At 48.0% G+C, this 23950-nt stretch carries 13 protein-coding genes and 1 tRNA gene; 10 read left to right on the forward strand and 4 right to left on the reverse strand.

The window, feature by feature from the left end; genetic code table 11:
- Positions 1–14: 14 nt before the first annotated feature.
- Complete coding sequence (locus tag ACQ6WK_RS05855) at positions 15–833, reverse strand: type II secretion system protein (RefSeq protein ID WP_432799812.1); 819 nt, start codon at positions 831–833, stop codon at positions 15–17.
- A 191-nt stretch (positions 834–1024) separates the two neighbouring features.
- Positions 1025–1660: a PEP-CTERM sorting domain-containing protein gene (locus ACQ6WK_RS05860; protein WP_432799813.1), complete on the reverse strand. Its 636-nt coding sequence runs from the start codon at positions 1658–1660 to the stop codon at positions 1025–1027.
- A 351-nt stretch (positions 1661–2011) separates the two neighbouring features.
- Between ACQ6WK_RS05860 and ACQ6WK_RS05865 the strand changes: the two genes are divergently transcribed.
- The 10 genes from ACQ6WK_RS05865 (at position 2012) to ACQ6WK_RS05910 (ending at position 21175) form a co-directional block, all read left to right on the forward strand.
- Positions 2012–3037, forward strand: a complete 1026-nt coding sequence (locus ACQ6WK_RS05865; RefSeq protein WP_432799814.1) for a LacI family DNA-binding transcriptional regulator — start codon at positions 2012–2014, stop codon at positions 3035–3037.
- 107 nt (positions 3038–3144) lie between these two features.
- A complete protein-coding gene (locus ACQ6WK_RS05870) occupies positions 3145–4269 on the forward strand; it encodes a glycoside hydrolase family 172 protein (protein WP_432799815.1) in 1125 nt (374 codons plus the stop codon).
- Between the two features lie 608 nt (positions 4270–4877).
- Complete coding sequence (locus ACQ6WK_RS05875) at positions 4878–5447, forward strand: ECF-type sigma factor (RefSeq protein WP_432799816.1); 570 nt, start codon at positions 4878–4880, stop codon at positions 5445–5447.
- Positions 5448–5511: 64 nt separating this feature from the next.
- The gene (locus tag ACQ6WK_RS05880) at positions 5512–7053 is read left to right on the forward strand and encodes a serine/threonine protein kinase (protein WP_432799817.1); all 1542 of its coding nucleotides are present in this window, start codon (positions 5512–5514) and stop codon (positions 7051–7053) included.
- A 328-nt stretch (positions 7054–7381) separates the two neighbouring features.
- Positions 7382–8176: a PEP-CTERM sorting domain-containing protein gene (locus ACQ6WK_RS05885; RefSeq protein WP_432799818.1), complete on the forward strand. Its 795-nt coding sequence runs from the start codon at positions 7382–7384 to the stop codon at positions 8174–8176.
- 106 nt (positions 8177–8282) lie between these two features.
- A complete protein-coding gene (locus tag ACQ6WK_RS05890) occupies positions 8283–13538 on the forward strand; it encodes a beta strand repeat-containing protein (RefSeq protein WP_432799819.1) in 5256 nt (1751 codons plus the stop codon).
- Between the two features lie 67 nt (positions 13539–13605).
- Positions 13606–13929 (forward strand): hypothetical protein, encoded by a 324-nt coding sequence (locus ACQ6WK_RS05895; RefSeq protein WP_432799820.1) that lies wholly within the window; start codon positions 13606–13608, stop codon positions 13927–13929.
- Positions 13930–14278: 349 nt separating this feature from the next.
- Positions 14279–17077, forward strand: coding sequence for an autotransporter-associated beta strand repeat-containing protein (locus ACQ6WK_RS05900; RefSeq protein ID WP_432799821.1), 2799 nt, complete (start codon positions 14279–14281; stop codon positions 17075–17077).
- A gap of 160 nt (positions 17078–17237) precedes the next feature.
- Complete coding sequence (locus tag ACQ6WK_RS05905; RefSeq protein WP_432799822.1) at positions 17238–17948, forward strand: toprim domain-containing protein; 711 nt, start codon at positions 17238–17240, stop codon at positions 17946–17948.
- A 230-nt stretch (positions 17949–18178) separates the two neighbouring features.
- Positions 18179–21175 carry a beta strand repeat-containing protein gene (locus tag ACQ6WK_RS05910; RefSeq protein WP_432799823.1) on the forward strand — a complete coding sequence of 999 codons (2997 nt, stop codon included), beginning with the start codon at positions 18179–18181 and terminating at the stop codon, positions 21173–21175.
- Between the two features lie 450 nt (positions 21176–21625).
- On the opposite strand, the gene ACQ6WK_RS05915 is transcribed toward ACQ6WK_RS05910, so the two are convergent.
- Together ACQ6WK_RS05915 and asnB are read right to left on the reverse strand one after the other, a co-directional pair.
- Positions 21626–21698 (reverse strand) — tRNA-Thr (locus tag ACQ6WK_RS05915).
- Positions 21699–21802: 104 nt separating this feature from the next.
- On the reverse strand, positions 21803–23758 hold the full coding sequence (gene asnB / locus ACQ6WK_RS05920; RefSeq protein WP_432799824.1) for an asparagine synthase (glutamine-hydrolyzing): 1956 nt from the start codon (positions 23756–23758) through the stop codon (positions 21803–21805).
- Between the last annotated feature and the right edge of the window lie 192 nt (positions 23759–23950).

Raw genomic sequence — 23950 nt, forward strand, 5'->3', positions numbered from 1 at the left:
ATGTATTCGCTAGATCACTCTTGTTGTGGTGACCAAATAAAATCTTCCCAATAGGGGCTGTTACTTCCATCGATATTCAGCATTAACTGGATATTGAATTCGCTGTCATCCAGTTGTGGTGTGGCTGCAACATGGCCATCAAAACAGAGGAATGCGTTTGCTTGTCCGTTGTGTGCGCTTTCCATTGGTGAGGCTTGCCAGAAGTCCCAGCCGTTGTGTGGAAAATAGTACCAATAGCCAGCAACGCCAAACATGCTTTTTGTTCTATGGCTATACCGGTCGGTAAAGCCGACAGTTTTGCTGGGGGCTTTGATCTGGTGGATCGGGCGGAATAAGAATGGTGGAGAGATTGTGTTGCCAAGTGTTGGCCCAATTTGCGAATCAGGCAGCATCAGGCGATTGAATGAATAGCCAACGGATCCTAGGCGTCCATCAGCATCAATCTGCGCAGGGCACCAGAACACGCTGATGCGGTCGTCGTTAGTTGCGGAGCCGCCGCTGAGATGGTCGAGCAGGCCACCCTCTCGGTGTCTGTTCCACCAGCCATATTCAAATTGGCCCATACCGGGGTCGTCTGCGGCAATGCACGGCGCGCTGTTATCGATTTCGTACGCTGCGTATGCAATTCCGATTTGTCGCATGTTTGATTGACAAAGAATGAATTTTGCCGTGTCGCGCGCCGACGCCAATGCGGGCAGCAATATCCCGACAAGAAGTGCAATAATCGATATTACGACTAGCAATTCGATGAGTGTAAAGCCCGAGATAATTGAATGAAAACTTCTGCGCCCTGAATAGCGGCCATCCGTAATCTTTCCTTCAATGAAATTCATAACTGTTTCCTATTCATGAAAGAAGGGTTTTGCCAGCAGCATGTTCACCCAACGCTGCTTTTTGATTGCATAAATTTTGCCCACAAAGACAGTGTATCACAGAGGATAAAATATGATCTGTTCTTGCTGCTTTGTGTTGTTAAGGCATAAAAGACACAACAAGCGTTAGCCTGCGGTGTCTTAATAGCATGTTAGTGCTTGCGCCTTTTACGGCCGAGGAATGCCAATCCTGTGAGACCGAGCAACATCATGGATGCAGGTTCGGGGACTGTGACTGTTTGGAAGTTATCGAACAGCATGATAGATTGCCCATAGTCTACGGCATCAAACAGGAAACCAACTTGGCTTACTGTGCCATCTATGCTCGATGTATCAATACTCAACGTTGTGAGATTGTCTTGATAATCACGTGTCGTGCCAAGATCTTTATTTGCTGCAAGCTCGTTACCATCTACGTCGTATAAGAACACCCATAAATTCTCGATTGAGCAATCTAGATCGCCAGGGTTCTTAAGGGTAATTGCATCAAAGGTAACGGCATCTACACCACTCAGACTAAAATCCGACACATCGAATTTAACCATACTCCACCACGGATCGAGATTGTTTGCACCGGTCATTTTGAATGATTTGCCGCCATTGATGCCATTTGCGGCAAGCTCAACAGTAACATTTGCTGTTGCACCAGATGTGCTGGACACAAGTGAAGCACTGTCTGTGTAATCTTCGAAATCCTCAACAACATCCGCACGAAGTGTGCCTGCACAAACCAGACCTAGTGCCATTGTGCCGCCCGTAGCCATTTTTGTGAAATGATGAAAGGCCATGATATCCTCCATAAAAATTTAGTGATATTCTAAAAGAACAAACATTTAAAATTAAAATTTTGACTTAGACAAGTACTTGTGTAAAATTACACCATGAACATAACCCAGTCAAGTACCTTGCTTAATTTTTTTATAAAGCTACAAAAACTAAAACGCCAACCCCTCGGGTTATGCTAACTTAACGCAATATTTAAAAATTGAGCCTTGCATTTAATGCGGCGTGCTAGACACAAGTCTCGCACCCATCGCTACAATAGTCGCAACATGTAGATTGCGGCTCGTACAACACACATACAGCCGCACGCAGCAAGTAAGAAACGAGAAAAGATCATGCCTCCAAAATCTGTCAGGATGAAAGACATTGCAGAACGGGCGAACGTATCGCTTACCACCGTATCGCGTATTCTGCGCAGTCAACGTCTGGATAGTTTTCCTGAAGATACTCGGAACCGTGTGCTAAAAGCTGCGGAGGAACTCGGTTGGTTACGCAATAGGCTTGTTCAGGGGATACAGACTGGTCGTACGGGAACGATTGGTATTCTTGCCGTTCCATTCGATAGCTTTTGGGGTGATGTCATTCATGGTTTGCACGATGAACTGCTGGCGACAAATCGTGTGCCACTTCTACTATGGCCTGATTACGAGAAGTGTAGTGAGAAGATTGATCTTTCCGAACGCGCCCAGCTTCAGCGCTTTATGGAGCATCGTGTTGAAGGTATTGCGACATGGCCACTTGCGGATCCAGCAGCGAAGCAATACATCAAGGAGCATGTCAGTAAGCAGGTTGCTCTGGTAACCATCGACTATACGATCCCGAATAGCAAAACAACAACGATCATGGTGAGTGAAAAGCAGGCAGCGAAATTGATTATTGATCACCTCGTCAAGTTGGGACATCGTAGAATTGCGTATGTTGATCCGCCGGTACAGCATGCATGGGCTAGTAAACGTGCTCATGAGGTTTCGTCATATGTCAAAAAGCTAGGGCTTTCTGAGTATTTTTCGCATATCACCACTCCGGAAGAAGATGAAACTTATACCAGATCGGTTACAAAGTTACTTGAGGGCAAGTCAAAACCGACCGCTATTGTTGGTGCTACTGACCACTACGCGATTCGAATATGTCAGATTGCGTTGCAGCAAGGTTTGAGCATTCCAAGGGATTTATCTATTACGGGTTACGGTAATTTGACATTTGAAGGCATTAAGGAAATTGAGCTTACGACAATCAATCAGCATCCTCGGGCTATTGGTATCGAGACAGCTAAGCAGCTACTGTATCAGTGCGAAGAAAAATCGGCAAAGCGTAAGAAATTGGTCGAGATAGCGCCAACACTTATTGTGAGAGAGTCAACAGCATGTGTTGCTTCGTTATGATCTAAAAGTTAGTAGGAATGTATTTGTTAGCCTGTCAGAATATAGAACATGGACGCATTTAATAATAGTTGTATAAAGCGTTCGCAAGCAATCACAAAGGCATAACCATGAATTCTTCTATTATGTTTTCGCACATGGGGAACTTGGCGAATCTTTCAGATACTCAAACGCGGTCAATTACGCCGGAGAATCCTGACGGAGCGAAGGCGGGTGGAGCGCGCCTTGAGCCGAAGGATGGAACGGCTTACGAATCATCGAAGGATCTTGGTAGAGGATGGAAAGTTAATCCGTTTATTCATATCAAGCGAGATGAAGTTATAACGATAGCTGAGATTGATGGGCCGGGGAATATCCAACATATTTGGTTAACGCCGACAGGGCATTGGCGACATGCGATCATTCGGATCTATTGGGATCATCAAGAGCATCCTTCGGTTGAGTGTCCAATTGGAGATTTTTTTGCGAATGGTTGGCAGGACTATGCTCAAGTGAATTCGCTTGCAATTAATGTTAATCCGGGAAGCGGCTTGAATTCTTTTTGGCCGATGCCATTTCAGAAACACTGTCGCATAACAATTGAGAATGTAGGGTGGGAGGATATTCGGCTGTATTATCAGGTTACATACGCACTTGGTAAGCTGTCGCAGGATATTGCTTATTTTCATGCATATTTCAATCGATCCAACCCAGTACTAAAGGGTGATGTGCATCATATACTTCCTCAGATGCAAGGGCAGGGACATTTTGTGGGTACGTATATTTGTTGGCAGGTGAATCATGATGGTTGGTGGGGTGAAGGTGAAGTTAAGTTTTATCTTGATGGAGATGAGGAATTTCCAACGATATGCGGAACTGGTTTGGAGGACTATTTTTTGGGCTCATATAACTTTGATGCAACTTTTTGCTCGCGCACTTTGAGGGGTTATCAAGCGTATACGGGACCATATACGGGCATGCCACAGGTTATTCGACCAGATGGGGAGTATAAATCAAATCAGCGTTTTGGTATGTATCGTTGGCATATCGCGGATCCGATTCGTTTCCAAAAAGATGTCAAGGCAACGGTCCAATCACTTGGCTGGCGGCGTGGTGAGAATGAGCAGCAGTTAAGATATGCACAACTTCAAGATGATGTTTCATCTGTTGCGTTCTGGTATCAGACTTTGCCGGGGCAGGTGTTACCGAAGTTACAACATCGCGATGAGCTGGAGATTATTGAAAGCTCTATCTGATGGTAGTAGATTTGTCAGGTACATGCCGCATGCATCACAAGTTGTGTGGGCAATGATCTGTGGTGAAGATGGTTCCGCCTGCGAGTGTAGCGTTTGTGCGGATTTGCCCACCTGTGAAGTTGCGGCTATTACCTTCAATTCCATTCCTAATCGTTTTTGCTCAGTATTCGTTTCCACGATCGGCCCTCTTAAACGCAATAAGCTCATCGTTTATTACGATCACTTTTGTGTCATTCTGTGTCTAAGAAATAAAACGCACACAAGAACAATCAAAATTTTTAGGCCTTGCTGAGTTGTCACAGAGATTACATCTCTCACCACGTACTTCTGTCTAGATGCATATACAAAGCCAAGCTCTAACCATCGGTTTGTAGCGTTTTATGAAAACCACACTTAAAAAGTGTATTGTGATATGTTCACGATCAAAGCGCAGGACCCGGCCAAGCACCAAACAAATGAGCCGTCAAATGCAACTTAGTGTAACAAACAACACAAGATAGCGGCATATTATAGTTGATTCTTTTAAGGAATATGGCTGTCTCCGTAGCGAAGAAACGTTTAAAGTTTTGATTGCGATGAGAGTATGCTATTCTTGTCAGAATTTAGCTATGCAAAAGAAGTCTATATCCGATTCATCGAAGCGATATACAACTGAGACCTTAGTGCCCCAGGTCTATGATGCTCTGCGCGAATTGGCAGCGTATCGGCTAAAGCACCGGCAACCCGGGCATTCGATTTCCGGAACTGAACTTGTACACGAAGTCTATCTCCGGTTAAGCAAGCAAGATGGTGGTCCGAAGTGGGATAATACCGGCCATTTCTTTAGCGCGGCGGCAGAGGCGATGCGACGTATCTTGATTGATCGGATCCGAGCGAAACAATCCATCAAGCGGGGAGGCGGGCGTAAGCGTGTCGAAATCGATCTAATGGACTTGGCGATACCGGCGGATGATCAAAAACTGATTGAGATCAATGCGGCGCTTGAGGAATTGGCTGTTTTGGATCCTCGTAGCGCGGACCTGATTAAAATGCGGTTTTTTGCAGGGATGACCATTGAGCAGATCGCCGAAGTGTTCGGTGTTACGGGGAGGACGATTACGCGCCGGTGGACTTACGCGCGGGCACGGTTAATGGAATACCTGTCAGAAGATGGGCCGATGCGCAGAGTCGTTGTATGAAGTCGAATGATGTTTCTTAGGTTACTGTTCATAACGGCGAACAGCTTGCTGAAAAGTTTTAATGATGAGTGATTTGAACCCGGACTCCGACTGTCGTATAGAAGCCCTGTTTTTTGAGGCATTGGATATCGAAGCTGGTGAAGACCGCATACGTTTTTTGTCTGAAGTGTGCGGAGATGACAAGGAGCTTCGGGCTGAGCTTGAGATACTGCTCGCAAATTCTGAAGCAGCTGAAGAACTCCTCGATCCTGATCGGTACGATGGGTTAGCCAAAGAACGGGATGACTTAGCGAGAGAATTGGCTGAGGAAAACCGGTTTTTAAATGAACTTGGTCATGGCGTTCGCCGGTTTGGCGATGACTATGAGCTTCTTGAAGAACTTGGACGTGGGGCGTCTGGTGTTGTTTTTCGGGCTTATCAGATCAGCTTGAAGCGGGAAGTGGCGATTAAAATCCTTCTCGGTTCTGCAATAGCGTCGCCTACCGAACGTGAACGTTTCCTGATTGAAGCCGAGGCGACTGCTGCGCTGAAGCACCCTAACATTTTGCCAATCTATGAGGTCGGGCGTCATCATCATTACGACTTCTATAGCATGGCATTATTGTCTGGTGGTACACTGGGACAACGAATAGCTTCCGATCGCATGAACCGTCGAGATGCTGTCGGACTTATACTCAAAGTTGTGCGGACGGTGCAAGCTGCTCACCAGCGTGGGATCATTCATCGTGACCTAAAGCCAGATAATATTCTGCTTGATGAAAGCGGCGAACCTCATATCAGTGATTTCGGCTTGGCTTATCGACTCGAACAGCAAAACACATTGACTTTGCTTGGGCAGATCGCTGGCACACCACGGTACATGGCTCCCGAACAGATTGATCCTAGTCTCGGTTCAATAACCACGGCCGTTGATATTTATAGCCTTGGCGTGATCCTTTATGAATTGTTGTCGGGTGAGCCACCACTTTGTGCAGACTCAGTCCTAGGCACCATGCAGATGGTGAGAGACACGCAACCTAAATCGTTGCGAACACAGACGCCCACAATCGACCGCGATCTCGAAACCATTGTTATGAAGTGTCTGGAAAAAGACCCGACGCAACGATACCCTACTGCGAATGCGCTGGCCGATGATCTTAATGCATGGTTGGATTGCCGCCCAATTGCAGCCCGCGCACCTAGCTCTACTGAACGTGCAATCAAATGGGTTCGCAGAAGGCCGGTCCATGCTTCACTTGGTGGAATGGCAGTTCTGCTGTTGCTCACCCATGTTATTGCTGCACCACTCACACTATTAGAGCAGGTGGATTTGCGTGGTCAGGCAGAGAGGGCATGGCAAGCAGCCGAAATTGAAAGGCAAGCTGCGTTGGAAGCTAAAGCAAACGCTGATCGGATAGCCATGCAATATCGCATGCTTGGGTACTCATACAGTGAGCGGCTCGCTGATGCTATTGGGCGAACTGATAGATATTTCTTACTAGGCGCCTCCCGGCCGCCCAGTCCCTTGTTGGTTCAACAGGGCCTTCGCAGGTGTGAATGGTGCAGAAAATTTGCTGAGGTATACGATAAACCGATTCCGCTTCAGGACGAGCCGGGCGCTGATTAACTCTCAATTTTTCACCAATCTGTCTGTCATTTCTTCAGCAGAGAATAGATGAACACCTCGCAACATAGTCGGTTGTGTTGGCTGTGTATTTACAGATTTTTTAGATTTTAAGATATTTTTTTCAGATCAATGTCCGGTTTGCTTGAGTTTTTCCGGATTATCTAATGGTGTATTTCTAATCAAGCAGCGTGAGGATGCGATTGGTATGGGGCAGTGCGAGGCTCTGGCACACTCAGAGGGATGTGCCGGAGCCTTTATCGCCGTGTGTGGGAAGTTGAAAGACTAACGCGTGATTTTAAGGAAATAGGAGAAGTGGAGAAAATTCGCTATGTATCGCAAGAATATGCAACTATTGAACCGTCCGGCCAAAGTTGGCCTGACTGCTGTTATCGCAATGATGCTGTCTCTAGTCACTACAAGCACCATGCAGGCCGCAATTGTTACGAGTGACGCGGATACTCTACCTACCGAAAGTTCGGCCTTTGTACTTGAACTCACCGTTCAGCACCGGGACCTATCGGCTATTTGGTCGACAAGTTCTGGTATTCGCCGAAACGTTGGTATTTCGATTGCGGATTATTTTAATGACGACGTTTATTCTACGACCATCCTCTTCGCTGATAATGAAGATAACCCGATCATTGAGGATATCAATTACAACACGATCGCCGAAGCTTATGATCCCGTAGCAGGGCGAACGAAACTGTACATACAGATCCGCAAGGGTGGGTTCGTTGATTGGACAGACGGTTCAGGTGTGTACGACGAAAAAACGGGCGAATACGACGATAGCAATGAACTTACTCAAATTGACGAGATGCCAGATAGCCCACTTTTTTACAGCCTTATCGCGAGGAATCTAAATTTGGCATGGTATCCGCCTGATATCGACACTGTTGAATTGAACTGCAGATCTTCTGTTGTTTGTACAGCAGAAGATCTTTATAACCTCATGAATAATGGTAATGCTGATCTGGCGAAAAGCGAACTCATGAGCATCTCTATCTCTCACATCACTCAGGCATCTGACTCAATTCCAGAGCCAGCATCGCTGGTATTGCTGGGACTTGGCAGCCTGCTGATATTTTCTAACCGTTGTGCTGAACGATTAAAAGCAAGATGACCTCATAACGCGATGATACGAATTACGAATGAGGATTTGATTCGAGGCAAAGTTTAAGAAACCTATATAAAACTCGGCATGATAATTTTTTGGAGAAGAAAGTCCGATGAAAACAACCCTTCAAACAAGTTCATTGCTGTCTGCAGCGATGGCGTTGATCGTTGCCGCAGGCATTGGGTATCCAGTGTCTCCTGCTTCAGCAGTTATCATAAGTTGGGACAACGGCGGTAATAATAACTTGTGGAGTAACGGCAGCAATTGGAATCGCGGCGATAATGTGCCGGGCAGCGCGGACATTGCTCATTTTTACGATTACTTCATTTCAGAAGATATGTATGTCGAACTTGGTGGAAGCCAAACCGTCTTGGGATTGACGTTTGAAGGTGAATATGATTACACCATCGATCATTCAGTCAATACCGATACGCTAACGCTTGCTGGCGGTGATATCACGACCTCTGGCACAGCCACACATTCAATCTATAACGACATTGTATTAGGCAGTTACGCCGACTGGGACATTAACAACACGCTGTTTAGAGTCATTGGCAATATCAGCACAACCGATGACAACTACTTCCTTTATAAGACTGGCAGCGGCACGCTTGCTCTTTACGGCAACAATACTTTGAATGAACTGAGCCTAGATGGTGGTACGTTGCTACTGGGTAGTAACACTGCTGTGGGTACCGGAGCCATCACTGTCTCTGATTCAGATTCAGATCAGACCATTGTGTTTGCGAACGGCGTGACAATTTCCAATGAAATTGATGTGCTTAACGAATTAACTTTATACGTAGCGAGTGGTGAAAATGCCACCCACTCCGGTCTTATCAGTAGCAGCGACACCGATAATTTGGCAAAGATCATCTATGAAGGCCAAGGTACACTTACTCTAACGGGCGGTACCAATAGCATCCCATCGAGTATCGCCAGATTGTCTGCTACAAAAGGAGGCCATCTCATCTTAGATGGCACTCATTTGGACCTTACCAGAGATGACGATTCTTTGAATAGTGCACTGGCAATCTATAATGGTGAAGTCACCATGCAGAATGGTGCCAATGTAAATATTGAAAATAGTTTAGGAACTGTCGACAAAGGTGCTACATTAACACTAAAAGGTGACGGGACGACGCTATCAACACAGCGATTGGATTTGGGTGCATACGACTATTCCGATGGTGGCCAACTTGTTGTGGAAGATAACGCACACATAGAAACGTCAGAATTGATTGCTGGATTCCAAAGTGATGGCAACGCGATCGTACAGAATGGTGGTACGATTAATACGACGTACATCTTTGCGGGTCTGTTTGACGGCATCAATGGTGATATCACAGTGACAGGCGCCGATAGTCGGATTGATGCAAATGTGATGAATTTGGGTGGGCAACAATCGCTTCTATCCGGCGGGATTGGTACGGTGAACGTCACAGACAGCGGCGTCTTTAACGTTCAGACCATAACAAGGATCTGGTCTGAAGCCAGCAGCATTACCGTTGACGGTGGAACGTTTGAGACAGGTGGCCTCACAGGTGAAGGGACCGTCAATATTTCAGGGGGCGACAACGCCTTCACGGTCGGTACCAATAACAGCAGTACTACTTTTGATGGTTTGTTTAAAGATATTGGTGGTCTAATTCATGATGTCGGCTATGAATTCGGCAGAGTAACAAAAACCGGCAGTGGCACGTTTACCCTCACAGGCGGCAGAGCTGATAATCTTTCAGAAATCGGTATCCTCTCTTCAGAAGGCGGTACCATCGTGCTGGATGGCGCTTATCTCGATCTGCAAAGTACTGATGATGGTACAAAGTCGGCTCTGCTTTTGGATGGTGGTGATGTCATCCTCCAAAACGGTGCGGTTGCCGAGTTGAGTCTATATCATGGCCATGCACAGATTCAGAACGGCACCTTGACCGTGACTGGCGCAGACAGTCAATTGTCGGCCAACTCGACTGTTCTGCAGAGCAATGGCTCACTCGTTTTGAGTGATGGCGGTGCACTCGAAACCGCAAGACTCACAGGCAACGGAATGGTCAATTTCTCCGGCGACAGTACCTTGACGGTTGGTTTGCTGAATAACAGTTCCACTTTTGATGGCCAGATTCAAGAAACAACAAGCGGCTCGGGAACGCTAACTAAAACAGGCACTGGCAACTTCACGCTCACCGGTGGTACTACTACCGATCCATTATCCTTCGGCAGCATTTTTTCTGAAAATGGCTCGGTTATTCTGGATGGTGCTCGTATCAACCTGACTAGTACTGATTCCGTTAACCAAGCTTCGCTCAGAGCTATCGGTGGTGATATCACCCTTCGTAACGGTGCAGATGTACAGATATCGAGGTCATGGATTCAGGATGGCACATTGACGATCGCCGGTAACAACACGTCTCTGAGCGGAGTGGGCCTGACCGTATTGAATGAGAACAGCAGCCTCGTCGTCGAAGACAATGCGACATTGGATCTCACGGATCAACTGATTGTCGGCTTAGCTGGCGATGGTAATCTAACCGTGCAAAGCGGCGCAAATGTTACGACGGGATCATTCAATATCAACGGTTCAGATGCAGGTTTAGTGACCGGTAGTGGTAGCCAGTTAACGACAGGTTGGCTTGATTTAGCTGGCAGTGACAACAGTACACTCACCGTAAATGATGATGGTTTGGTTGAAGTCACAGGCACGACCCATTTGTGGAGTAATGGTATCGGTCTGGCTATTAACGGTGGTACGTTTAAAACTGATAAACTGACTAGCTACGCAGGTGCCGCAGAAGCGAGCGTCAATCTCTCCGATAGTGGCGAGTTGGTTGTCGGTACGAATAACAGCGATTTTTCCTACTATGGACAGATTCTGGATTCAGATGGCTCGGGCACGCTTACTAAAACCGGCACTGGTACCTTCACGGTCACCGGCATTATCGCCGATGCTCACTTAACTTTGGGCAACCTCTTCGTGGAGAACGGCACGATTGCTGTGGATGAGGCGAGTGTTATTGAAGCTGATCAACTCACCGGTACTGGGACTGTCAGTATCTCCGGCACCAATGCTCTGACCGTCGGTATCAACAATGGCAGCTCTACTTTCGACGGCCTGATTCAAGATACAAACGGTACAGGGACACTTACCAAGACGGGCAGTGGCACCTTTACAATGACTGGTGGGACAGTCGATAATCCACTGGCGTTTGCAACGCTACTCTCAAACGACGGCACAGCTGTTCTTGACGGTGCCCATGCTGAATTGATCAATCTCAAAGCTGTTGGCGGTGAAATTGCATTGCAAAACGGTGCGGTTGTTCAGTTGGATGCTGATTCTAGTAACGGGTGGATTCAGGATGGGCTATTGAAAGTCAGCGGCAATGAAACCTCATTAACTGGCACAACAATGAAGGTGATGGCAACTGATAGTGAAGATGGACTTCTTGTTGAAGATAATGCAACACTGTCACTTACGCATGACCTACTCATTGGTCATTACAGTCGTGGACATATGAAGATACAAAGTGGCGGCGTTGTATCAGCTAATCAAGTGACATTAAATGGTGATCCGGATGACAATCCAGCGACAAGTACAATCACGGGTATTGGCAGTAAGTTGTCCGCAAATCAATTGCTATTGGAAGGCTATTATGCCATAGCAAATGTAGATCAAGGTGGCGAAGTTGACATTACTGGTGCAACTCAGCTTGTAACCTACTATGGTGCCCAACTAAATATTGATGGCGGCATATTTAATTCTGGCAGCTTGGATTTAGGTGGATTAAATACAGTGGAAACTCGTGGCCCTGGCACTTTGACATTGCTTAATAATGGTACTGCTCAGGTTGCTGGTCAGACGGGCTTATGGACAGCTGCCAGTAGCATTAACATTAATGACGGCATGTATTCGACGGATCAACTCACGGGGCGAGGTAAAGTTTATTTCTCCGGTGATGGCGCGTTAACAGTCGGCATCAATAACGGTAGCTCTACGTTTAGCGGCTTAATACAGGAAGCAGCAGGCGGTGCAAGCACACTCACTAAAACTGGCACCGGCACTTTCACACTCACCGGTGGCACCGATGATGCTCCCTCAATTTTCAGCGCGCTTCAATCAGAAAGTGGCACGGTAGTTGTGGATGGTGCTCACATTAATCTGATCAGCACCGAAACCGGTCTACAATCTGCGCTCACAGCCAATGGGGGTGATATCACCCTTCAGAACGGCGCAAATGTTCAATTGAACAATGAAGACCCAACTGAGTTAGTTCGAGGCTTCGTCTTCGATGGCAATACTTTGACAGTCACCGGCAGTGAGACGTCATTAACAGGTTCTCGTATAGCTGTACAAAGCAGCGGAAGCAGCCTCATTGCTGAAGATAACGCAACGATAGTCCTCACAAATTCTCTGACCATCGATAGAGAAGCTTACTTGGCTATCCAGAGCGGCGCATCAGTATCGGGAGACTTTGTTGAGATTAAAGATTTTAGTTCAGGATTGATTACCGGTAGTAACAGTCAGTTATCAACCGAAACGACATATCTGGGTCGTCATGGCATACTGACTGTGCAGGATGGCGGTGCGGTCCAAACAGATCAACTTACCGGTAGCGGAACGTTCAATATCTCCGGCAACGATTCGTTGGCCGTTGGTATCAACAACGGCAGTTCTACCTTCGGCGGTCTGATACAGGATATGCTTGGCGGTTCGGGCAGGCTCACCAAAACCGGAAGCGGCACGTTTACGCTCACAGGTGATAACACATTTACCGGTGGTACTTGGGTCCGAGGCGGAACGCTGCTAGCCAACACCACCACCGGCTCGGCGACGGGTAGCGGCGATATCTTGCTTTTTGATGGAACAACACTTGGTGGCAAGGGTTCAATCGAAAGCGAAGCGATCATGTTCATGGGTAGCACACTTGCTCCCGGTGAGTCTGCAGGCCAACTGACGGTCGGAAGCGTTACATTCCACAATGGTTCGGTCCTTGATGTAGAACTCGGCGGCTTGCTTGCAGGCAACGAATATGATGTTTTGTCTGTCCTCGGTGATGCGACTTTCTTCGGCAGCAGTTCATTGCTTGAAGTTTCACTCATAGATCGGTTCGAACTCGATTACAATCAGCAGTTTGGCATCATGGACATTGGCGGTTTACTCGATGGCCAGTTTGCGAACTTGTCCGAAGGCGCACTAGTTAACACTTTCAATGGCATAGATTTGTTCATCACCTATCAGGCTGGCGACGGGAATGATATTGCGCTTTATACCGCAGCAGTTCCCGAACCTGCTTCTCTGGCATTGCTAGGCCTTGCCGGACTCGCTTTGATCCTTCACGATAACCGCCGTACTGCTCATCTAACACGATCGGCTTAACATCACCACAGCAATCGGAATGGTCAAATCAAAATCTGTTTCCAAAAAATACTCGTAAGGAGTGTCCGTGAAACATTCCAAGCTTGGCATTGCATCATTCTCAATCAGCATTACATCTATTCTCTGTTTGGGCTTCATGTTTATTGCCATTATCGCCACTGTGATCATTCAAGATAACAACAATCTCAGCTTCGATCTCGTTGAAATAACCATCGGGGTCAGTATATTCATCATCTTTTTGCTCGATCTTATCGCGCTGATACTGGGTGTCGTTAGTCTTTTTCTACCTCAAACCGGAAAGATATTCGCAATCATAGGTATATGCTTGTCTCCCTTTCCAGCGTTAGCCATCCTTTTTATGATGATAGTTGGAACTTTTTATAGTGCGTGATTCAGTCATATCACAACCACAAGATCATGGTAGGTTAAGCCAATCAATAGAGTATGTGGTGATGAATTAGCTATGAATTTTAAAATGGATTTTTCCTCCAATTTTGATTCTCGCCTGTGTCCTGATTTGCCAGCAGATTACGTATTATTAATTGATAGCTATTTTGGTGGTTGGGTGACAATTGATAGAGGGGTGAGTTAGGTTTGGTTGCATGAAGTCGCTTGGCCGATATTGCGGCTTCGCAACTAAACCATGGCCAAAATATAAATTATGTATCTCGTGTATTTGGATGCATATTGAGCTTGTCCTACAAACTTAGTCAGTACATCTTGATTGAGGAGAGAGAAAGATGAAACGACGCGTTCAATCAGCTATGGTGCTACCTGCAGCACTTGCATTTATAACTTCCGGTTTAACCTGTTTCACAATATTGCCCGCCTCGGCGGCCACATACACATGGGAAGGCGACACACACTATATTTGGACGTTCGCCAGCAATTGGCGCGTTGACGGTGAGCCTGCTGAAGATGTGCCTGATAGCGATGATATCGTCGTCTTTGAAGGCGCGTCGATTAATAATTATGTCTATCTGAACGGCGATCGCACCATCCGGGAACTGATCTTTGGCGGCAATAGCGATTACCACTTGGCACATTTTTCGACAATCGACACGCTGACCCTCGCTAATGGCAACCTCACTGCCACCGGGGCGGCAACACACACCATCAAGTATTACATTAATCTGGGTAGTGACGGCATCTGGTCCATCGACACACCTTTGTTCCAAGTTACCAACACAATCAGCGGCAGTCACAGTCTGGCCAAGACCGGCAGCGGCACACTCGCCCTAACCGGCGACAATACCTACAGTGGCGGGACGTTCCTTAACGAAGGGACATTGCAGCTCAACAGCAACAACGCCCTAGGCACAGGACTTATCACCGTGCAGGGCGCGGACGACACCCCGACATTAAAATTTGCTAACGGCGTCAATATCGCCAACGATATCAAGCTGCTCAGTGATCTGTATATTTTCACTCCTGAAGGCAAGCGGGACGTCACCTATCACTCCGGTGTCATCTCCGGCGACAGCGGTGCAAACCTGATCTACAACGGTGATGAATCACTCGCCCTCATCGGCAACAACATTTATCTCGGCAACACCATCATTGAAAGCGGCACGCTGCAAATCGGTAACGGCGGCACAACCGGCTGGATTTCGGGCAATATTGAAAATCATGCCACGCTTGAATTCAATCGCTCTGATGACATCACTTATCACGGTGTACTAAGCGGACTGGGAGATGTCTATCAATTTGGCTCAGGCACCCTGACGCTAACCGGCGATTCGAACTTTGGCCGCCTTCTGTCTGACGGAGGTCATCTTGTTGTTGATGACGCAAATATCAACCTGACTGCTAATACGTCAGAAGCCAGACTGGTCACCAGATACGGCGACATGACGATCCAAAACGGCGCGAATGTTTCATACATTGGTGCCTCGCGGATTCATAATGCATTGACCGTGACCGGTCGTGGCACGTTACTGACCGGTGATCAAATGTACGTGAGCACGCACTCCACTGAGAAAAGGTTTGTGGTGGAAGATGATGCTGAAGTGAACATCGGTGGCTTCTTTACCATTGGGTCTTATGGGCCAGGCCATATAAGCGTACAAAGCAGAGGCAAATTATCGACAGGACGATTTATAATAAAAGGAACAAGCACAGGTTTGGTCACGGGCAGCGACAGTAAATTGACAATCAATAGCAACCTGTTCCTGTACGATGATAGCGGACTCGCCGTAAATGACGGCGGCGAGGTTGAAGTCACAGGCTACACCAAAGTAGGGACCCCAGAGGGCTTCACAATTGACGGCGGTACTTTCAAAACTGATCAATTGATCGTGAATGATGCCTCAATACCGACCATCAGCATCTCAAGCTATGGTACTTTGGTTGTTGGCACAAACAACGGCAGTTCTACCTACCAAGGTCTGTTTCATGATGCAGACGGTACAAGTACGCTTACTAAAACTGGCAGTGGTACCTTCACCATGACCGGTGGCACAGCAGGCAGCCCATCAAGCATCAACAGGCTTGAGATTCAAGGCGGCCATCTCGTCATTAATGATGGTGTCGTTGAGGTTGACCAATTAACCGGTAGTGAAACCATCAGCATTTCCGGCGATAACACTTTGACCGTCGGCATCAATAACGGTAGTTCCACGTTCGGCGGTTTGATTCAAGATTCAACAGATGGGCCCGGCGAATTTATTAAAACTGGTGGCAGAAGTATTTTCACTTTAACTGGCGATATGACTCACACGGGCGGTACCATCATCAATGCTGGGTTATTTCAAGTCGGCAACGGTGGTACGACAGGCTCAATTCAAGGTGACATCGTTACCCATGCTTCACTTGAATTCTATCGTTCAAATGAAATCACACACGATGGCGTGATCAGCGGATCAGGTGATGTGACCCAATACGGCAGCGGCACTTTAACCTTTACCAATAACAACAGCTATAGCGGTGGAACTTGGGTCTACAACGGCACACTCTTAGCAAACAATACAACCGGCTCAGCAACTGGGCGTGGGCACGTTAGTGTTTTTGATAGCAGCGTTCTTGGCGGTAACGGTTCGATCTCTGGCCGTGTCTATCTGTATGATGGTGCTGTACTCGCACCCGGCCAATCGGCTGGGCATCTCACAATCGGAGGGATCGAATTCTACGATGATGACACGATCTTTGAAGTCGAACTTGGCGGGCTATTAGCTGGCACAGAATACGATGTCCTGTCGGTACTTGGTGATGCTATTTTAGAAAGCGGCCCATTACTTGAAGTCTCCTTGATCAATGGATTCACGCTCGGCTTTAATCAACAGTTCAACATCATGGACATCAGCGGCGTCCGCTACGGTGAGTTTGATGGTCTGACCGAAGGTGCATTGGTCAACAGCTTCAATGGTATCGATCTATACATTACTTATCAGGCAGGCGACGGCAACGACATCGCACTGTATACGGCTGCTATTCCTGAACCTGCTACTTTCGTGCTGCTCGGACTTGGTGGTCTTGCTTTGGTACTCCGGGGGGGCAATCGCTGTACTGCAGAAAGAACGTCGGAGAAGCGTTCAGCCTAACGATTGGACATTGCATAAGAATTGAAACACATGGCCATTTTGCGCTTTTTTTTACGGATGTTGAGGTCTTCGCTTTGCTGTCTCGCACTGGGGTCAGCAAAGCAAAAGCGGGCACTCGACAAAATTCAAAACCATCCAGTGCAGAAAGGCCAGGACGGCTATGTTAACTAAAACACCATTACAAAACCTTTACGAAACCCTTGGCGAAATCGAACTGTCGGGAGCCACTGGCGGCCAGCTCCAAGGCAACTGCCTCTTCTGCGGCAAGTCCAACCACTTCTACGTCAACCCGGAGAACGGCGGCTGGGACTGCAAGGTCTGTCAGGACGACGATGGTGAACCACGCAAAGGCTACGTCGAGCAGTTCCTTGAACAACTACACGAGTTGCGTCTGGAGGAGACGACCAATCGCGGCTATGACAATCTCTCGAAGCAACGCGGCATCCCGGCAGACACACTGAGGCGGAATCTCCTCGTGAAAGCCGGTGACGACTGGCTGTTTCCGACGTACGACGTGAAGGGCAAACTAAACGACCTTCGGCGATGGAACAGTCGCACAGGCGAAATGCGCGGTAGCGCAGGCCAAGAGCTTGTGCTGTTCGGCGGCGAGAAACTGGCAAAGCGTAAGAAGCCCTCTGTGGTCTTCGTCTGCGAAGGTGAGTGGGACAAGTTGGCAATGGAGTCGACCGTTCGAAAAGTGGCTGAGTTTAAGAACGCCATCGTCGTAGGCGTACCGGGTGCGGCGATCTTCAAGAACGAGTGGGTCGGATCTTTCAAGGGGCACAACGTCTACGTGCTTTTTGACAACGACAGTACTGGTTCAAACCTGACCGCCGCAGCAGGGTGTTTATACATGCGATATTTTCAATAAACAACATGCTGTGATCTGAGTCTGAAAGAAGTATCGTTGGAATACAAATGAGTGTGTAACCGAGCCTCTGGCCTTTGATTCTAAAACGTGGTGTTAAAACTGCGGCGTATAGAATCGCAGGTTTGCAATATCTATTTCTAATAAAATTGCCATGCAATATGAGAGTCCGATATGCGTTAAACTACTAGGTCTGACCATTTATTGATATGAGTTGAGAGGAGAATAGATAGATGAAGTTGCCTGTTCAATCGGCCTTCGCGCTTCCCGTAACGCTCGCACTTATCACCTTTGGTACAATTCATCTTTCCGGAATCTCTGCATCGGCAGCTACCTTCACTTGGGAAGGTGATGTTAACGAGTTCTGGGGCACATCTGGCAACTGGTCCCCAAATGGCGTACCCGATGACAATGACAAGATTGTCTTCGTTGATAATAGTCCCGGCAACCCCTCAGGAATCACTGACGTCGAACTCGACGGCAATCGTACGGTAAAATCAATTCTTTTCGAAGGTATTCACGATTACACCCTGCTCGGCTCAGTCAATACAGACAAGTTGACGCTCACGACCGGCGACATCACGACCACCGGAACAGCAACCCACACCATCCGAAATACCATGATCCTAGGCAATAATGGTGACTGGACCATCGGTAATCCGCTACTTCAGGTCAAGGGTGAGGTCGCTGGCAATTCCAGTTTGAGAAAGTTTGGAGCGGGCACGCTATCGCTTTTGGGCGACAATACTTACTCAGGTGGTACATCCATCATTGATGGAAAACTCATTCTTGGCAGCGACAATGCCGCAGGTACCGGGATCATTGGGGTCGCAGGCACAGATAGTAGCCCAACCATCGAATTCGCTGATGGCGTGGAGATTGCCAATGACATCGCGATGGCAAGCAACTTACATCTTGGTATGAATAACGGTAGCAGTGCCACATACTCCGGCACGATTACCGGTGATAGTGACACACTCCTCATCTACGACGGTAATGGCACGTTAACTTTCACTGGCGGTACCAATGTTGCTCCTTCAAGTGTTGGTTATCTTGCGTCTGACGGCGGTGACCTTATTCTTGATGGGGCTCACATCAACACCACCAGAGAAGGCTCGGCGACGGCTGGACTATTAGCTGACGGTGGCAGTATCACCATTCAGAACGGCGCGAATGTTCAAGTCAGTGCAACCGTCGTTGACCGAAACACCATCACCATCACCGGCGACAACACTTCATTCACTGGCGATGCATCTTTCTATGTGGGAGATGCGGACTCCAGTGTCGGTCATCTGATCGTACAGGATGGGGCTTCACTGGATCTTGCTGAAACCTTGGTCACCGGGTCGCTGGGTCATGGCGAAATCATTGTGCGAGATGGTGCAACAGTCACCGCAAACCGTATGATGCTTTCGATCCTTGATGGTGGATATGCAAACGCCTTGGTAACTGGTTCCGGCACACAGTTGTCGTTGACCAGCGATCTGTTCTTGGGGGGGCAAACGTCAAGCTCCTTGGGCGGTACGGGTGTGCTGACGGTTGATAACGGGGCTGATATTCAGGTCGTAGGCCTAACTCGATTCTTTACATCTTCCAGCAAACTCACCATTAATGGCGGGGTGTTTGAAACCGACGAACTTTCGAACCTGAATGGCACGACGCCAACCATCTCTATCTCTGGCAATGACGCGCTGACTGTTGGGACGAATAATGGGAGTTCCACATACAGTGGCTTTATATTAGATGCAGGCGGCGCTGAACCCGGAAGGTTGAGAAAAACAGGCACCGGTACTTTCACCCTCACAGGTGGCACCGATGCAACCCCTTCAAACTTTGGTTCACTCTTCTCCGAAGATGGCAGCGTCGTGATTGATGGGGCACGTATCGATCTCACCAGCACCCAATCGTTAAATACTACCAAAAGAGCACTGGTCGCAAGAGATGGTGATATTACCATTCAGAATGGTGCAGACGTTCGGTTGCAGGCCAATACTCAGGGATATGTTTCCAGTCAGCTTACCATCACCGGTGAAGATACATCACTGTCTGGATGGCGATTAGAAGGTAGCGGTGACAACGGTGTCTTAGGCAACATCACAGTTGAAGATGGCGCGGCACTGGATTTGGAGGAGATATTACTGGTTGGTTTTTCTCATGGTAGTAGTATGACGGTGCAAAGCGGAGGCACGGCTTCGGCAGACCGTATTATCTTTGCTGCGACAGATGCAGTTTCTGCAGATGTCTTGGTAGAAGGTACTGACAGCCGACTTTCCGGTAATACATTAGATCTGGGTGGTTTCAGCACCAACAATCGCGGTGGTACGGGCATACTAACTGTCACGGATAACGCCGTCGTTGCGATTGCAGGTGCGACCAACTTTATGTCATCAACAAGTAGTATCACCGTTGATAATGGTGGTTCATTCTGGACGGATCAACTGACCAGCTTCGATGGTGAAATGCCGACGATCAGTATTTCCGGCCTCACCGCATTAGCTGTTGGTGTTAACAATGGTAGCTCGACGTTTGGTGGACTGATCGAAGATGCAGCTGAAGGAGATGGACGGCTCACAAAAGCGGGCAGCGGTACCTTTGAAATAACCGGTGCTAATACTTACAGCGGTGGAACTGTTGTCACGGGAGGCACGCTGCTTGTCAATAATACGAGTGGTTCGGCAACCGGTACCGGTGCAGTCAATGTTATGTATGGAGGTAGCGCACTCGGCGGCAATGGGGCAATCAGCGGTGACCTGTTTATTGGCGATGGTGCGAAGCTCACTCCCGGTGCATCAGCCGGTGAGCTTACAGTCAAGAATGTTATTCTGGAATCAGGTTCAACCTTTGAAGTCGAACTCGGCGGTTTGATTACAGGCGCCGAATACGATGTCTTATCTGTTCTCGGCAATGCGTGGCTTTATCCTGGCTCACTCGATGTCTCGCTTATTGACGGATTCACTCTCGACTTCGATCAGCAGTTCGACATCGTCGACATTAAAGGTATCCGTTTCGGTGAGTTTGGAGGCCTGACCGAAGGCGCCTTGGTCAGCACCTTAGGCGGTATCGACCTGTTCATTACCTACCAAGCTGGCGACGGTAATGACATCGCACTGTACACCACAGCCATTCCTGAGCCAGCTTCGCTCGCATTGCTTGGACTAGGCAGTCTTGCCTTGTTCCTTCGCGAAGGTCGTCGTACTTCTAAAAGAACTTCTGAGAAGCGCTCAGCCTGATAACGGCTTGCAGCCCCGATCAAGAATTGAAGCACATAGCCGCTTTGCATAATCGCATCGCGGCTTTTTTTGTCCTTCGTTTCCGGAATCCCAAAGAGCCTATTCATTGGTTAGACGTTTTGGTGCATCTCCATTTGCTGGCACGAGGTGTCACACAGTAGCCCATCGAGCCTCTAGCCGACCCACGTCCGCCCTGAATCGGGCAATGCGCACAGCGTCGCACCTCGTTCACTGAGTGCCATTTCTGGGGTAGGGGTGTCCACGAACACGCCAACTCGCTGTATAGCAGCACGCAAACCAAACGCTTCCGAGATCGGCAAGCGAGTACCGTTGGGGGCAAGCGTCGGCAAGCGTAACGCAAGCGTAAACGGGGTTTTCCACGCTTGCCGCGGAAAGGCGGTCGCGTTGTTTTCAACTGTAAGTTGATGCAGAAAATGCAGATATGAAAAAAGCCACCCACAGGAATCGAACCTGCAACCTGCGGTTTACAAAACCGCTGCTCTGCCAATTGAGCTAGGGTGGCATCTCCATGTGGGAGAGCGAATATCTTACCGAATTTTCTGGCGGCGGCAAGGGCAACGCTGTGGGGCAGGGGATGTGGAAATACTTCGGTGATAGTGGGTTAGGCTAGGCCATATTGACTGCAGTAGCCGCTTTTGTGGGTATATTTGGTGTTATCAGAGAAGGTTGATTGAATGGTCGGCCTGCGAAATCGAGTTGTTTATGCCAGACTGCGAGGTTGATCAAAGCCCAAAGGATGTGGTTGTGGTTTGCTTTGAGATCGAGGTGTTCTCGAATCAACGTGTTGATGTAGTCGGTGTTGAAGTAGGTATTGATGATTTCAGATGAGCTGAGCGTTTCGATCATGTAATCTTTGAGTGGACCACGGAGCCAGTTCTTGATTGGCAGTGAATAGCCCTGCTTGCCACGAGTACGTATGCGATCTGGGAGGATGCCCGCCATCGCGGAGCGGAAGATGGCTTTGGTGGTGAAGCCTTTGAGTTTGTATTTGCTGGGGATCCGTGAGCATTCTTCTACAAAGGTGTGGTCGAGGAATGGGACGCGTACTTCGAGCCCGTGAGCCATCGACATTTTATCGACTTTGCGGAGGAGCGATGAAGTCATGGTATAGCGGGTGTCGAGATAGATTTCACGAGCGATGCGATCGGGAAACTGGTGGCCATTAAGCATTCTTTCGATCGGCATAAATGGATTGCGATCAACATCATTCAGGAATTGTTGTTGGTAGAGTTGGCGATCTAACCTAGGGTTAGAGAAATACTGCCATCGCATATGTTCACCAGCTTCGGGGAGATTCCCTCCCTCGATGAATCGTTTGAGCATATTGATCGCGCCTTTCTTCTGTGGCTGGTCCGGCAGGCGGTCAATAATGGGCGACAAAAACTGTTTGCGCAGGAAGGATGGGATCAAGCGGAAGTACTGATGCATCTTGCTTGCTTTGAAACGGTCGTAGCCACAAAGCAGTTCATCGCATCCTTCGCCAGAAAGACAGACGGTGATATACTGTCGCACCTTTTCACATAACAAAAAGAACGGGACTGCAGAGAGATCGGTCATAGGTTCATCAAGATGCCAAACGGTACGCTCGATGGTTTCAGGTGAGAGCGGATCAATCTTGATTTCGTGGTGATCAGTGCCGAATTGTTTTGCCACATGTCGTGCATACTCCAACTCGCTGAACGATTGATCCTCATAGAATAACGAAAATGTTTGTATTTTTTCGCCCTTATTGCAGCGATGCATCATTGAGACAAGTGTGGAGGAGTCCAGGCCCCCGGACAGAAAAACGCCCACAGGTACATCACTGACGAGACGACGTTTAACAGATGCTTCAAGTGATTCTCTAAGTCGTGTTTCGTACTCTGGAAGTGGTAGATTTATTGGAGACATTTGCATGTCCCAGTACGTCGTGATTTTTGGTTGCTCTCCCGTTTTGAATGTCATATAGCATGCTGGCGGGAGCTTTTGAATGTGTTTGAAGATTGTATTAGGCGCTGAGGTGAACTCGTACCCAATGTATTGATACAGCGATTGCGGATTGATGTCACGGGAAATTTGATCGCATGCAAGTAACGCTTTCATTTCAGAGGCAAATGCAAGATGTGTTTGCCCGTCTAACTGTAAAATAGAATAGTACAGCGGTTTGATGCCGATACGGTCGCGTGCGATGAAAAAGGATTGATCTCGGCGGTCGTAGATACAGAAGGCAAACATGCCGTTGAGATGCGTGAGCAAGTCGGGTCCGTATTCACGATAGCTATGGATGATTACCTCGGTGTCGGTGCTTGTTTGAAATTGGTGACCGAGTGCGGTGAGCTTTTCTCGCAATTCTCGAAAATTGTAGATTTCGCCATTGTAAGCAACAACGATGTCGTCATCGATACTGGACATAGGTTGGCGGCCATGAGCACGGAGATCGATGACAGATAGACGGCGGTGTCCGAGCGAAATGTGATTATCTACATATGAACCAACATCGTCAGGGCCGCGGTGTTGTAATAGTGAGGACATGTTCGCAATCAATTCTTGGTTGCGCCATGTGATACCAACAAAACCACACATGATTCAGTCTCCTCCCGGGCCTCTTGGGTCAAGCAATATGACCCGGTGCGGGCCAGAGTCTTTACGACCTAGCTTCTGAATCGTCAAAATGACTGTATAAATCCTGTTTGCGCAACAAATATTAGTCAATAAAGTCATATAAGCAATAATGGTGTTCAGAGTCTAAAAGGAGGCGTGTTGGAAACGTGTAGG

It is taken from the genome of Poriferisphaera sp. WC338 (genome assembly GCF_050931845.1).
GTDB lineage: Bacteria > Planctomycetota > Phycisphaerae > Phycisphaerales > Phycisphaeraceae > Poriferisphaera.

What these genes read in the sequence shown, in the direction of transcription:
- ACQ6WK_RS05855 (WP_432799812.1), bottom strand. Translation starts at nt 833, where the DNA reads ATGAATTTCATTGAAGGAAAGATTACGGATGGCCGCTATTCAGGGCGC.
- ACQ6WK_RS05860 (WP_432799813.1), bottom strand. Translation starts at nt 1,660, where the DNA reads ATGGCCTTTCATCATTTCACAAAAATGGCTACGGGCGGCACAATGGCA.
- ACQ6WK_RS05865 (WP_432799814.1), top strand. Translation starts at nt 2,012, where the DNA reads ATGAAAGACATTGCAGAACGGGCGAACGTATCGCTTACCACCGTATCG.
- ACQ6WK_RS05870 (WP_432799815.1), top strand. Translation starts at nt 3,145, where the DNA reads ATGAATTCTTCTATTATGTTTTCGCACATGGGGAACTTGGCGAATCTT.
- ACQ6WK_RS05875 (WP_432799816.1), top strand. Translation starts at nt 4,878, where the DNA reads ATGCAAAAGAAGTCTATATCCGATTCATCGAAGCGATATACAACTGAG.
- ACQ6WK_RS05880 (WP_432799817.1), top strand. Translation starts at nt 5,512, where the DNA reads ATGAGTGATTTGAACCCGGACTCCGACTGTCGTATAGAAGCCCTGTTT.
- ACQ6WK_RS05885 (WP_432799818.1), top strand. Translation starts at nt 7,382, where the DNA reads ATGTATCGCAAGAATATGCAACTATTGAACCGTCCGGCCAAAGTTGGC.
- ACQ6WK_RS05890 (WP_432799819.1), top strand. Translation starts at nt 8,283, where the DNA reads ATGAAAACAACCCTTCAAACAAGTTCATTGCTGTCTGCAGCGATGGCG.
- ACQ6WK_RS05900 (WP_432799821.1), top strand. Translation starts at nt 14,279, where the DNA reads ATGAAACGACGCGTTCAATCAGCTATGGTGCTACCTGCAGCACTTGCA.
- ACQ6WK_RS05905 (WP_432799822.1), top strand. Translation starts at nt 17,238, where the DNA reads ATGTTAACTAAAACACCATTACAAAACCTTTACGAAACCCTTGGCGAA.
- ACQ6WK_RS05910 (WP_432799823.1), top strand. Translation starts at nt 18,179, where the DNA reads ATGAAGTTGCCTGTTCAATCGGCCTTCGCGCTTCCCGTAACGCTCGCA.
- asnB (WP_432799824.1), bottom strand. Translation starts at nt 23,758, where the DNA reads ATGTGTGGTTTTGTTGGTATCACATGGCGCAACCAAGAATTGATTGCG.